This window comes from Enterococcus raffinosus (genome assembly GCF_018917525.1).
Classification (GTDB): domain Bacteria; phylum Bacillota; class Bacilli; order Lactobacillales; family Enterococcaceae; genus Enterococcus_A; species Enterococcus_A raffinosus_A.
Genome location: NZ_JAHLOS010000003.1, coordinates 17,069 through 30,741, shown reverse-complemented (window position 1 = coordinate 30,741; position 13,673 = coordinate 17,069). Strand labels below are relative to the sequence as shown.

The window sequence follows — 13,673 nt, the reverse complement described above, 5'->3', positions numbered from 1 at the left end:
AATTGTTTCAATATGAAACGAGAGGTGAAAAGAGTTGTCAGCAAAAATCAAAATTTTAGGTATTGCTCCTTATGAAGAACTAAATAATTCTATGAATATCGTTAGTAAACAATTTGCTGAAGTAGAATCCGATATCTATACAGCTGATTTGAAAGAAGGACAGAAAATTGCTTCGGAGCTTTTTGAAAATAATTATGACGCAATTATTTCTCGCGGAGGAACAGCTGATTTAATTCGTCAGGTAGTCTCTATTCCGGTGATTGATGTCTCTATTTCCATCTACGATATTCTTGGTACGATTCGTTTAGCTAAAAACTATACAGAAAACTTCGCGATCGTCGGCTATGCTAGTATTACTGAAACAGCTCATTTACTTTGTGATATTTTAGGATATACGATTAAAATCATCACATTAGATGAAACAACAGACACTAGTATGACCTTAGATATCTTAATCGAGGAACAATACGAAATGATTCTATGCGATGCGATCACGAATCGACTTGCATTGACGAAATCAATTAATACTATTTTGATCACCTCAGGATTTGAAAGTATCAAACATGCTTACCAAGAGGCCTTGACGATTGCTAAGCAATTAAAAAGAGTCATCCATGAGAAATCAGTCTTGGAAGAAAGTCTTCACCAGCAAAAACAGGATTTCGTCATTATTAATGATGCCTTTCAAGTGCATTATGCAAATACTCCAAATGATCTATCCAACTCGATCGCCAAATTTTTGAACACAAAAAAAGATATGACAGACGAAAACCAATACTATCATACCTTTAAAAATAAGGTCTATATGCTTAGTGTGAAAAAAATAATGGTTGATGAGCAAACCTACTATAGCTGTATCCTAAAAATTTCGACACCGCCAATCATTAATAATCGCTTTGGCATTTTTTACCAAAAACGCTCTGAAGTGGAAGAAATTTTTACAACAAAGCTTTTATTTACTCAATTTATTCAAGAGGAAACAAAAAGAAATCTGCAAAGAATCAAGAATTTCTACAATTCTGTCATCATTGTTGGCGAGACGGGAACCGCTAAATCCAGTATTGCGTATCAAACCTTTTTGAATCAAGAAATGCATAATAATCAACTAATCTCAATTGATGCCAAGCTGATGAATGAAAAAATGTGGAAATTTCTCGTGAATCCCACTAATGGTCCGTTAGTCGATGAGAATAATACCCTGCTCTTTCAAAACATTGAACAGCTTTCTGTAAGAGACGCTGAACAGCTAATTACAATTGTAAAAAACACCAAGCTCCTGCAACGGAATAATTTGTTGTTCACCTATAATACCAATAATGCTAGTGAAGAAAAAATCTATAATCGTTTATTATTTGAGTTAAATTGCGCCAGCATCTACGCACCACCTCTCAAGGAACGAAAACATGAATTGAGTGTGATTACTACATTATTGTTGAATAAAATAAACATCGAATGCAATAAAGATGTACTTGGTTTTGAGCCTAATGCCTTAAAAGAATTTCTAGCCTTCGAATGGCCAGGAAATTTCAATCAGCTGCAATCTGCTCTTAAGGAATTAGTCATCAATGCAACCACTCATTATATTTCCGAACATCAAGTGATTCAGTTGCTAAAAAAAGAACGGTTGATTCAACATTTCTCTGACTCGCACCTAGGAAGCTTTAACTTACAAACAAAAGTTGAGAATCCGACACTTTTTGATTATTCAAAAGAAATCATCTTGAAGGTACTAGAACAAAACAATGGCAACCAAACAAAAACTGCGGAACAACTAGGGATCAGCCGCACAACATTGTGGCGATATTTGAAGACAGACTAAGAATCTTCATTAATCGCCTCGATCTGAAAAACACTATAAAAGAAGCCGAACGAGCATAATCCTTCTATTAAAGAAGCTTATGCTCATTCGGTTTTTAATCGATGGGTTCAAGCCAATTACAGAATTTTAGTCTAATTGACTATTCACAAGTAAAAACTGAAGACCTACTAATGAGAAGAAACTAGCGGCATTTCCAACTAAAAATAAATCATCCGACCATTGAAGAACCGTTTTGCTTAGGATCGTGAAAAGCAACTGGATAACGCCGAGAATAAAAGATGAATATTTGGTAGCTACTTGCGCTTTTTTCCAATTCGTTGGATTTCTGACTGCTTTAGTTGAACGAATCCATAAACGGAGTTTGTTCGAAATCGATCCTCCTTTGCAAATCTTGTTTCCAGAATAGGTATAACAAACAAAAAAACAAATGACGCAGCAGACCAATCAGCCAAGCCAATTCCATTGTCCTCCTTTTCAATAAAGCAGTAATATTGAGGCAGCAAATTTATTCCAATCATCTATATGTAATTAAAGAAAAAAGAGAGAGTGACCTATTATAATTCCATTAGGATTGGTGCCTTTCGCTTTTCCCGTTTTTTTAATGAAGGCTAAAAAAAACGACAGTAAAATATGTATAAACCCCATCAAGTTCGCATGTTGATTTCGTATAATAAAAGGAGAAACTAAATAATTAAAGGAATCAGGTGATCATTTTGGAAAAATATGTCTACGCTGTCGTGTTAACTTCTTCCATTTTTCTGAAGCTTACGTCCACCATCAGCCTTTCACTGTTTCTACTATTATTCGGAATTGTTGCTGGGATTGTTGCAGGTCGCGTCTTCCTTTTTCATAAATATGATTTATTCATCCCTGTTTTCAAAGCCAATATTCTTAACGAAAACGGAAAATTAATCATCCTTTGCACCAGTGTCCTCGTCTATATCATTGCTTTATCTTTTATCGCCATTGGATCGTGGCTTTATTTTCAATAATATAAAACATCTTTGAATCAATAAGAAAGAGGAACTCTACCTATAGATTTTCCTCTTTCTTATTGATTTTTTCGTCCAGAAAGGTATCTGCAAAGTCGACCACAAGTACATTCTCTTCTGCTAAACACAACTCTTTTGTTAACAGTCTTTTCATTTCTTCTTTTGTTAAAATAGACTTTCCTTTGTAAACACCTTCACCATAAATTTCCCAATCCGCAACGTCTTTTATCTTCTCATGTTGAATGAAATTTGGTGCGGGGTCTACTTTTATCGAGACAATCAGTTCATATACGATTGCCTCAGCTCCTGCTTTCTTCGCTTGTATACCGAAATTACTAAGAAATGACTTCAAATATCGCGAGGCCTTCACCATCTTTTCCACCCCCATATCCCTTTCTTCATTCGTTGAAAAATCACTTGATTATATTTGCTCACTTAATTATACCAAAGTGTGAACAAAAGTAATAAAGACGCATTAATTATCTCATAAAAGTTTACTATTTCGTTTTCTTTAATTTGTAAGGTTACTTTAAGGTTAAGTCCAGTTCCATGCAAGTTTCCCTCTCTATACTGTAATCATAAGAAACAGGAGTTCAGTTCAACATCAAGATCAGCTTAGTTATTATTTATCTACGTTGATTGAATGGTGACCAACATTTGAACCGACCTACTTTAAAACAAATGAGGAGGAAAAATCATGACTACAACTATTTTAGAAATTAATGATTTGCGAAAAAGTTACGGACGAAATGAGATCTTAAAAGGAATTGACCTGCAACTGCTGCCAGGGAAAATTACTGGATTGCTGGGGAGAAATGGCGCTGGAAAAACAACCTTGATGAAATGTATTTTAGGATTAACAGCAAATTATCAGGGGGAAATGACTTTTAACGGACAATACTTAAATACAACAGATACACAGACAAAAATGAAAATTGGTTCATTAGTGGATGTTCAGTTTTATGAGGATTTAAATGCTTATGACAACTTGATGCTTTCCATTCGTTTAATTGATTCAATTCCGCGTAAAAAACGAAAACAAATGATTATGGAAAGTTTAGAGTTTGTGGAACTGAGCAACGCGGCTAAGAAAAAGGTCAAAAATTTTTCTTTTGGGATGAAGCAACGTTTAGCTTTGGCACTATCACTGATTACAAAGCCAGAATTATTGATTTTAGATGAACCATTTGTTGGCTTGGACCCAATTGGTGTGGAAGAAGTTAAAGAACTATTGCAAAAGCTCTGTTGGGAGCATGGTACGGCAATTCTCTTCTCCAGTCATCAAATGCAGGAGGTTTGCGATTTAACTGACAATATTTTGGTATTGAGTAACGGGGTCATCAGCTATTCCGATCAAAACACACATTTTAAAAACCAGCAAGCTCAACTAATTGAGTTAATGAGATAGGAGGAATTATCATGGAAATATGGACAATTTATAAAATGGAAATTATCAAAACATTGAAACGAAAAAACAGTTTAATTCTGTTGATCCCATCAATTTTAATCGTGGTCATGGCATTTGGTATTTCGACAGGTGGATTAACATTTACTGGTGAAGGGTTATCTAATGATGGAACATTTGCTTGCCTTGATTTTGTTACAGCTATGTGGGGATTTTTCAGTACTCTGGGAATTTGGGGGATTTTACTGATTTTAGTCACAGCTTTTCAATTTTCTGGTGAAATTACTAGCGGACAGATTAAGATGACCTTGCTTCGAATTGGCAAACGAGGTCCGATCATCATCGCCAAATTTTTAGCACTCATAACTACAGAAATTGGAGCTTTTGTTCTTTTTACACTCACTGCAGCCGGCAGTTATTATCTCTTTGTTGCCAAATCATCCGTTGGAAATGGTGACTTCTCCTCTGCGACGATTGATTTTCCTAACTTAGCAGCAATGATTGGGTTTATCTTTTTACACCTGGCACTATTTATGGCGATTACTTTACTTGCTGGATTATTTTTATCTCCTTTTATCGCCTTCATCCTTTCTCTGGTTAGTTTGTTTGCGGTCAATTATTTAATTAACAGTAACTCATTTGAACTAGCGAAATATACAGCACTGTCGGTTAGTAATCATTTGCTTAGCGGAAATGCGGAGAATTTAGTCCCTGCACTTCTCACTTCAATCTTACTCATCGCTTGTCTATTAATACTGACCTCTCTGCTTTTTAAAAGAGTAGATATAAAATAGCTTCTTTGAACGGTATAATAGAGAATAATAAATGAGCAAAGGAGTGTTGTTCAATGGGATTCTCAATTTTAATAGCAGATGACGAACAAGGAATCATTGATTTCGTCACTTTATATTTAGAAAAGGACGGCTACACCGTTTTTACTGCAACAGATGGTGAAAATGCATGGGCGTGTATTCAGCAAGAAAAAATCGATCTGGCGATTTTAGATATTATGATGCCAAAAATGAATGGCTATCAACTAATCAAAAAAATCCGGACAGAAAAAAATATGCCGATCATTTTCTTAACTGCTAAAGACGCAAGCGCAGATAAAGTCTTAGGATTGGATATTGGTGCAGATGATTATGTAACGAAGCCTTTTGATCCTTTAGAATTGGTAGCTCGCGTCAGCGCCCAGCTTCGCCGCTTCTACTCTTTGGGTTCACAAGAAATAAATATTCCAGAAAAAATCGAACTTCATGATCTGATTCTCGATCTCGAGCAATGCCTCCTTTTCAAAGGAAATGAACAAATCGCATTAACCTCGATTGAATTCAAAATCTTACGGTTACTAATGAGCTCCCCTGGTCGTGTTTTTACTAAAAAGCAAATTTATGAAGCCGTCTGGGAAGATACCTATATTGTTGATGACAACAACATCATGGTTTATATAAGCCGTCTTAGAGAGAAATTGGGAACCAGAGAGGAGGAATCTTATATCCAAACAATCCGCGGATTAGGATATAAGATACTGCCATGAAGAAGAAGCCTAAAACAATCGGACGTTTTTTGACTAAAAAATATATTACGACTTCGCTTCTTTTATTAGGATTATTATATATTTTAGTCTTCATTGCCCAATTTTTCTCGATAGGTACAAGTAAGATTACACTTGATTTATGTGCCGAAAAAATCGTCCGAACAGATTATACAAAAATTGATACTTCTACATTAGAAGACGTAGGAGGCTGGTTGGAGATTTTAGACGAGAACAATAATGTTGTTTACACCAAAGGCACAGTAGCGGAGAAAAAGACTCATTATACTCAAAAACAGTTACTGGAAATGGATGGACTTCAATCAGTAATCCAAAGAAAAATTTATAAAATAGGGCCTTCAACATTGAGTATCAATAAAAAAGGACCTCCTTATATTGCTACTTTTGCCTCCTTTAAAGGATTAGACAACCGTGAATATATTTGCATTGCCAAGTTTCCTCAAGGAAGTGTCCTAGGAAAACTTGAGCCTACATTTAGAAACTTTCGTTCATCTACTCTCTTTCTCATTTTTAAAGACCTTTTATTAATTCTCATTCCTGTATTATTAATTTTTGTCTTCTGTCTGAACCGCTACTCTAAATCGGTCAAGGATCATCTCATCGCCCCGAATACTGTTCTAATCAATGGGTTACGTACGATTAAAAATGGCGATTACTCAAAGAATATCCACATGAACGCAGAATATGAGTACGTAGAAATTGAAGACTCCTTCAATCACATGGCGAAACAGTTGGAAGAAGCGGAACAGCAGAGAACTTCCTATGAAAAAGAACGACAACTGCTTTTTGCTAACATGGCACATGATTTGCGAACCCCCATCACTACCATTCATGGGTCCGCAAAAGCAGTGGCTGATGGATTGGTCAGCAAGTACAAGCTGAATCAAACAATGGAAACGATTATTACAAAAACTAATCATATGAATGAACTAGTCAATCGCTTATTAGTTTTTTCAAAATTAGAGAGTCCTGACTATCAGCTTCAGCAACAAAAAATCGATATTTCTGAGTTGCTTCGCGAAGTTTTGTTGGAACATCTGGATTTAGCTGAAAAAAATCAGATTGACATGATTATTGATTTACCAGATGAATCGTTGGAAATCATTGGTGATCCAATTGAACTGCGACGAGTATTTGATAATCTGATTGGTAACAGTATTCAGCATAATTCAGCAAATACGACTGTTAAAATTCGACTCTACCCATTAAATAATCAAGTGATTTTTGAAATCAAGGATAATGGCGACCCTATTCCAAAAGAATTACAAGAACATTTATTTGACCCCTTTGTCAGCGGAGACAGTTCTCGCACTACAAAAAATGGCAGCGGCTTAGGGCTAGCAATTAGCAAGAAGCTCGTTGAGAAACACGGTGGAAAAATTTCTTTTATTGAATTAAACAAGCACGAGAAAATGTTTCGAGTAATTTTGTAAAATAAGTGAATAAGGCTGAACAAAAAAGATAATTTACGATAAAGACTAGATCAGAAAAATAAATTCATTTTCTGCTATCAACTCAATAGGCTTTTGAATTATCCCTTATGGTTGAAAGACCCAAAAATCAAAATTTACTCTGTCGCTTTATGACAAACTAAAACGCTAGCGAACTTCTTCCAATCAAGGAGAAGCTCACTAGCGTTTTATCATTATCGACCTTGTGAAAGGCACCCAACCATTCACAAATATGCTGAAAAATCGACATATAGGATTGACTTTTCTCGGTCAGCGAATATTCTATTTATGGAATTAATTAGTGACTATTCTTTTGGAAAGTAGAGAAACTATCCTTCAAAAACATGAGGTTCTTGACTCCGCATATCTGCAAACGCCGCATACTCTGTCACACCCATGTATGGCATCAACCACAGTAAAGAGAGACCCAAGGTCAAAATCGACAGTGTGATCCAGCCTAACCAAGACAACTGTAAAACGAATAGATGAGACTTTCTTCCATTACTTAAAGATTTCCAGATCGAGCGACATCCAAAAAGAAAACATAATCATGTTTTTTTCTACTACATTCGAACCATTTTCAATAAGGGGAAGCAAAAAAAGCCGACAAGATTCCTCAATCTCATCAGCTAGTCCTTCAAAGTTAATTTCAACAAATATGATGGATGCTCCAATCCAGTTGGTTCATAATATTCCTTCCTTTGAAATTCGAACCCTAATTTTTGCAATAATTTCTTAGAGGCATGATTCTCCGGATGATGTCCCGCAAATAATGCCTTCAAATCTGTTTGAGCCTTCGCATAAGAAATCACTGCTCTAGCAGCTTCGTCAGCCAACCCTTTTCCCCATGCTTCAGGAACTAAATGAAAGCCAAGTTCAGCAATTCGATTTTCTAAATCATAATGATGCAAGCCACAACAGCCAACAAACATATCGGTTTGTTTAAGAAAAAGTGGCCAATACTGAAAACCAAACTCCTCTTGACTCTGAATTTCTAAAGATAATCGTTGAATCACCTGATCTTTTGAAAGGCAGCCGTTCTTCGCAATAAAATGCGTTACTTTTTTGTCACCCCATAGCTGTTCCGCTAAAGCCGTATCGGTTTCTAACCAGACAGAAAAGAAAATACGCTCTGTTTCGAAAAAACTTTTTCGCATGATGTGTTTCCTCCATTTTTAAAAATGCCCTTTCTTAATTTTAAAGGATATTATTTCTACTAATCAATAAAAAATATCCAAGGAGGCTAACGAAGATTAAGCCTCCTTGGATATTATTTTTAAGTTAATTTTAGTATACGCGAACACCGAAGTCTGGTGCGTAGTATTGAGTTGAACCGTACTTCACGTTTTCACCTGGTTGAGGTGCGTGAATGTATGAGTCGCCTCCAGCTGAAATGGCTACGTGGTAGCTAGATCCCTGATCGCCCCAGAATAATAAATCTCCTTGTTGCGCTTGGCTAACATCGATTGTTGTACCTGATGATTCTTGTGCAACTGTCCAAACGCCGATATCTTTGCCAGTTACTTGTTTGTAAACATATTGAGTAAGACCTGAACAGTCAAAACCGCTAGTATCCTTTCCACCCCATACGTAAGGTGTGCCGATATATTTTTCAGCTTCATTAACGATTTGTTGTCCGCGAGAATCAGTCGTTTGCTCTGGAGCTGTTTGTTGTTGTTCATCTGAAGTTACTGGTGCTTCAGGTGTCGTTTGTTCTTGTTGTGCTTGGTCAGTTTGTGTTTGATCTGGTTGTACTTGATCAGTTTGTGTTTGGTCTGGCTTTTGTTCCGGTGTTTGTGCCTCAGCCGGTGCTTGTTCCTCTTGAGTTGGTACTTCTGGTGTTGGCTTTACTGCATCCGGTGTCACAACTGATGAATCTGGTACTTTATTCGTTTCCTCTTGTACTTGTGTATTATCTTGTATTGGTGTATTATCAACAATCGGTTCGTCTACTACTTGAGTTGTATTTTCGATTGGTGTCACTGGTTCTACTGGAGTGGTCGGAACAGCAGGAGCTGTTTCTTCACTTACCGTACCATTGCCAACAACTACATTTTGTCCTTCATAAATGATATTATTGTCAATGTTGTTCCATTGAGTAAACTCATCAACACCAATTCCGAATTGATCCGTGATAGAATTAATCGTATCACCAGATTGAACCGTATATTCTTGTGGTTGAGCAGGTGTCTCTACAGCAGGCTGTGCTACTGGTGGTGTCACTGGTTCAGTGGCATCATAGCTAGCCAAATCATTTTCTTGAATTACTGAAACCAATTTTTGAACATAACTTTGGTCGTCATTGAAGCGTCCTTTTAATGCTTCAGCAGCTGTTTGGTAATCTTTCGCATTACTGCGCCATGTTCCACTGAAGTAATTTTCGTTACCATCACGAGAAGTTGTCTTGATGATTTCGATATAATCTTGAATTGCTTCCTTATAAGAACCATAGTGCTTCATTTCTTTCTTTTCAGTCGCACCAGTATCTTGGTTCTTTTTGTCTAACATTGCAGATTGACCTTTGTATTGACCTTCTAAACCAAATAGATTGTAATAAGGGGCTTTAGCAAATTCGTTTTGTCCCCAATCACTTTCAACAATGGCTTGTGCGATCATAATTGAAGCATAAAGATCGTGTTTTTCAGCTAACGGTTTGATTTCATTTGAAATCTCATTAATGAACGCTTTCTTATCAACATTTGACGTGGTGGCAGTTGTTTTTCCTTCGACAGCTTCAACTTCATTTGTGTTTAGTAGTGGTGCCGCTACTGAAACCGCTACTAGTGCCGTACCTACTACAGCAGACCCTTTTTTAATGTTACGATAGTTGATGGTCTTCTGTCGTTTCTGTTGACGTAATTCACGTCTGGTCAAAACCTTATTTGACATTTAACATCTCTCCATTTCTCTCTCTCATTGCTTTCTTAACGTAATTAATTATAACACAATAGAAATGGATGGTCATTGTTTAACAACTGCATTTCTTGATATTTTAGATTATTTTTTCAGAGAATAGACCAAAAACACCTATTTTTCAATTATTTTCAAATTTCTTAAAAAATTGATTCTGGAATAGACTTTTAAATAGTTTGTTAAAAGTCTTTTTTGTCAAATTGAACAATCGGAGTGAGTATATGCTAAAAGAGAAAATTAAGGATTTACCAAAATCCCCTGGAATTTATAAGATGAAAAACATGAACGGAGATATTATATATGTAGGGAAAGCAAAAAATTTGAAGCAGAGAGTCAGTTCTTACTTCGTTCAGAATAAGCAACATTCACGGAAAGTTTTAGAAATGATTCGTTGGATCGATGATTTTGATTACGAAACGGTTGATACAGAATTCGATGCTCTCTTATTAGAATGCCATTTAATTCATCTAATTCGCCCCCGCTATAATCGAATGATGAATTATTATGAAGGATACGGTTATTTTCAGTTTATTGATAAAGCCCCGTATCTAAGGGTCTTAGGTGAATGGTCTGAGGATGGCTTAGTTATCGGTCCTTTTTTCAAACAAAGCAAAATCCAAGAATTAAAGCAAATTATTAACAGTACCTATCGTTTAGATGGCCCGTTAAAATACGTAGCAGGAATCGTTAAAAATTACGATGAAATCACACCAGAAGCAGAATTTGAATTGCGTATTCAGGAAATTAAACAGACCCTTTTAGGTCAATCTACTGCTTTACTGACACGCATTGATCAGCGAGTGCAAGCTGCTAGTGAACGACATGATTATGAAGCTTCTGCTCAATGGTGGAATTATTATCTAACTGTACAACGCTTTTTGCGGCGTAATAAGCAACTGATCCAGATTATGCAGAACCAGACTTTTGTCGGAATTTTACATGAAAATAAAACCTACTATTGTTATCTCTATGCTAAAGGAGAATTGCTGAATCGGGTGGTCTATCAGCGCAAACCTTCTTTCCAACAGGCAAAAAAAAGATTAGAGAAGGATATCTCAGCACAGACCTGGCAACGACTTGAATCTAAAGAACGATTAGAAAAGGCAGATGTAGACCTATTCCCTATCTTCTTTAATTACCTAAACCAGCATGGCCAAGTTTTAGGTTTTGAGTCACAGAATGAATAGTTCCCATTTGTATTCGATTTCAATCCTTGTTACAATCATCGTAAGTGTTATGAAACGGGGGATAAGAATGCAAATTGAGAAGATCACCAAACCAGCGAAAACAATCGTTTCGATGTCTACGCACATTTCACATGAACATCTGCCAAATTACATCGGAACTTCTTTTGTAGATCTATTAGAGTACATCAAAAAAAATGGAGCCGAACTGGTAGGCACACCGTTTATCTCCTATCTAAATCTCGACAGCAATGGACAACCAAAAGACGAGTTATTAGATGTAGAAATCGGCTTTCCAATAAATAAGGAGATTCCTTCTACAGAGAAATTCCAAAGCTATGAACTACCTAGCTATCAAGCTGTTCGGACATTATATGTGGGAGACTATGATGACCTGACGGATTCGTACAAAGAACTGATCGAAGCAATCAAACAGGAAAACGGCATCTTTACCTTCCGTAGTTATGAATATTTTTTGACGGATGCTTCCGTTCCATTAGAAGATCAGGAAACGATGATCGAGTTGACCTATCGTCTAAAAAGGAAGGACCTATTAACAAACTAAATTCTATACATTAAAATAAAATGAGAGGCCCTTCGAAAGAAATTTCGAAGGGATTTTTTACTTTTTTCTTTTCATTCTACTTTCTTCACTGTTCAATAGAATGGCTTTTTTGAAGTCAGCTAAAAGGATTTATGTAAAATAAAAAAACACTCTAGCATATACCGCTAAAGAGTTTTTTAAAAGTTATTTGTAATGTCCATTCTTCAAAACAGAAGGTTCTAGACCATTCTTTGTCTTAGTTATCGTTGGTTTGATCATTTGTAATTGAAAATTAAGTATTTTATCACGAAATCGCCTTAAAATGCTAGGTTATTTTTTTGTGTTTTATGACAATAAAAAAATCAACAAATAACTGTTTTTATCATTTAGACTTTTAACGACCACATTTACCAGTAATTAACAGGTTCTTTTTAATAAATTCCTTAAATAAACTAAATATTATAAAATTTGCATCGGTTAAATTAGAATTACTCCGACAACAAGCATTTATTCATTATTTATTCATTTAAAATGATTGTCCCCACGTCTCAAAAAAAACATCCTTATTCGAATAATTTAGAATGGTCAAGCTGGAGTTATCTACGATTCCACTCTCACGGATTTTTGCTAACGGAACCCCTTTTAACGTATTTAGTAAAGCCATCAATAAAATTCCGTGGCTCACTACTAAAATATTTCCACTTGGCTGTGCATTTTTCGTTTCTTCAATTACCCTTGTACTTCGCTCAATCAAATCAACATAAGATTCTGCATGGAATTTTTCAGCATTGAACAAATCGGGACGGGTTCGATAATTTTTTAAATCTTCTGGATAAGCAGCAGTAATCTCATCAATCTTTTTACCATCCCACTCTCCCAGACGCATTTCTCGCAGACCCTCAACGATCTTCAGCTGTGGTGGATTTTGATTTTCCTCAAGAATAAGCTTCGCTGTCGTTTGTGCACGTTTTTGTGGAGATGCCAAGGCCAAATCAAATTGGACAGTCTTCAGATGCTGACCCATCCGCTTTGTAGCTTCCACTCCAGACGGAATCAAGGGAGAATCAACGGTTCCTCCGTTAAAAAGCCCTTGCTCATTGTTTTCAGTTTTCCCATGTCTTACAAAATAAAAAGTTGTCACACGCTCACATCCCATTCATTAATAACTCTCCATTAATATGTCCAGTTCTATTTTACCCATCAAGTATACACTACTATTCAGTATTTGATACCAAAAACTTATTCGTCGTCAATAAAATCAAAAAACAACTTTTTTATTAAATAGTAAATTCTTAAACACGTGACATTGTAATCGGCTTCAATTATAATAAAAAGAACAATACTCATGATTTCGTCTCAATTTCACTTTATTTAAGCTCGAGAAAACTAAAATAAACTAGAAATTTAACTCGAAAATAACGGCTAAATTAATTTGATAGATGAATCCTATAGATTGGAGGGATACGGATGGAGAAAAATCGAAAACAAACAAGTACAGATTTGGCTTTAGCAACGGCAGGAATATTCAGCATGATACTTTTTAGTATTTTATTAATGGCTCGTATTGTTGGAGATCGGGAAATAATGGATCTGGTCAGTCTTGTCACAGGAGCTGCAGCGTCATTTTGTTACGGAAAGTTTCTTTGGATCAAACAAAAATCATGGTTGACCTTATCCGTCATCCTGTTTGCTTTATGTATTTTCTTTTTCATCCGCTATCTATTTTAACTATTTGCTGTTGGTAAGATTTGCCAACAGTTTTTTTCTGCCTAATTTTTTGCTACTATTATATAAGCTATTATTCAACAAA

General features: G+C 35.9%; 14 protein-coding genes. 9 read left to right on the top strand and 5 right to left on the bottom strand.

Annotated features, from left to right (window positions below; translation table 11 throughout):
• Positions 1–34 precede the first annotated feature (34 nt).
• Entirely contained in the window at positions 35–1,819 is a 1,785-nt protein-coding gene (locus KQI58_RS03215) for a sigma-54-dependent Fis family transcriptional regulator (RefSeq protein WP_216406433.1), read from the top strand.
• A gap of 704 nt (positions 1,820–2,523) precedes the next feature.
• Positions 2,524–2,811, top strand: coding sequence for a porin (locus KQI58_RS03210; protein WP_216406432.1), 288 nt, complete (start codon positions 2,524–2,526; stop codon positions 2,809–2,811).
• Positions 2,812–2,851: 40 nt separating this feature from the next.
• Here KQI58_RS03210 and KQI58_RS03205 read toward each other — a convergent pair whose 3' ends face one another.
• Positions 2,852–3,199: a hypothetical protein gene (locus KQI58_RS03205; protein ID WP_253295756.1), complete on the bottom strand. Its 348-nt coding sequence runs from the start codon at positions 3,197–3,199 to the stop codon at positions 2,852–2,854.
• Between the two features lie 309 nt (positions 3,200–3,508).
• Here KQI58_RS03205 and KQI58_RS03200 point away from each other — a divergent pair, with 309 nt between their 5' ends.
• From KQI58_RS03200 to KQI58_RS03185, 4 genes are read left to right on the top strand one after another with little or no spacing between them, the layout of a single operon-like run.
• A complete protein-coding gene (locus KQI58_RS03200; RefSeq protein ID WP_216406430.1) occupies positions 3,509–4,219 on the top strand; it encodes an ABC transporter ATP-binding protein in 711 nt (236 codons plus the stop codon).
• Between the two features lie 11 nt (positions 4,220–4,230).
• Positions 4,231–5,010 (top strand): ABC transporter permease, encoded by a 780-nt coding sequence (locus tag KQI58_RS03195; protein WP_216406428.1) that lies wholly within the window; start codon positions 4,231–4,233, stop codon positions 5,008–5,010.
• 53 nt (positions 5,011–5,063) lie between these two features.
• Positions 5,064–5,753 carry a response regulator transcription factor gene (locus KQI58_RS03190; RefSeq protein ID WP_216406426.1) on the top strand — a complete coding sequence of 230 codons (690 nt, stop codon included), beginning with the start codon at positions 5,064–5,066 and terminating at the stop codon, positions 5,751–5,753.
• Positions 5,750–7,204, top strand: a complete 1,455-nt coding sequence (locus KQI58_RS03185; protein WP_216406424.1) for a sensor histidine kinase — start codon at positions 5,750–5,752, stop codon at positions 7,202–7,204. Before KQI58_RS03190 ends, KQI58_RS03185 begins: the two co-directional genes overlap by 4 nt.
• A gap of 347 nt (positions 7,205–7,551) precedes the next feature.
• On the opposite strand, the gene KQI58_RS03180 is transcribed toward KQI58_RS03185, so the two are convergent.
• From KQI58_RS03180 to KQI58_RS22940, 3 genes are all read right to left on the bottom strand, one after another.
• A complete protein-coding gene (locus KQI58_RS03180; protein WP_367397914.1) occupies positions 7,552–7,743 on the bottom strand; it encodes a DUF975 family protein in 192 nt (63 codons plus the stop codon).
• A 108-nt stretch (positions 7,744–7,851) separates the two neighbouring features.
• On the bottom strand, positions 7,852–8,379 hold the full coding sequence (locus tag KQI58_RS03175; RefSeq protein WP_216406422.1) for a GNAT family N-acetyltransferase: 528 nt from the start codon (positions 8,377–8,379) through the stop codon (positions 7,852–7,854).
• Positions 8,380–8,509: 130 nt separating this feature from the next.
• A complete protein-coding gene (locus KQI58_RS22940) occupies positions 8,510–10,111 on the bottom strand; it encodes a C40 family peptidase (protein WP_216406420.1) in 1,602 nt (533 codons plus the stop codon).
• 245 nt (positions 10,112–10,356) lie between these two features.
• Between KQI58_RS22940 and KQI58_RS03165 the strand changes: the two genes are divergently transcribed.
• On the top strand, positions 10,357–11,322 hold the full coding sequence (locus KQI58_RS03165; protein ID WP_216406418.1) for a GIY-YIG nuclease family protein: 966 nt from the start codon (positions 10,357–10,359) through the stop codon (positions 11,320–11,322).
• Between the two features lie 67 nt (positions 11,323–11,389).
• Positions 11,390–11,884 carry a GyrI-like domain-containing protein gene (locus tag KQI58_RS03160; protein WP_196004174.1) on the top strand — a complete coding sequence of 165 codons (495 nt, stop codon included), beginning with the start codon at positions 11,390–11,392 and terminating at the stop codon, positions 11,882–11,884.
• Between the two features lie 505 nt (positions 11,885–12,389).
• Here the strand turns inward: KQI58_RS03160 and KQI58_RS03155 are convergent.
• On the bottom strand, positions 12,390–13,004 hold the full coding sequence (locus KQI58_RS03155) for a histidine phosphatase family protein (RefSeq protein WP_367397911.1): 615 nt from the start codon (positions 13,002–13,004) through the stop codon (positions 12,390–12,392).
• A gap of 326 nt (positions 13,005–13,330) precedes the next feature.
• On the opposite strand from KQI58_RS03155, the gene KQI58_RS03150 reads away from it, so the two are divergent.
• The gene (locus KQI58_RS03150; RefSeq protein ID WP_216406413.1) at positions 13,331–13,591 is read left to right on the top strand and encodes a DUF6442 family protein; all 261 of its coding nucleotides are present in this window, start codon (positions 13,331–13,333) and stop codon (positions 13,589–13,591) included.
• Positions 13,592–13,673 lie beyond the last annotated feature (82 nt).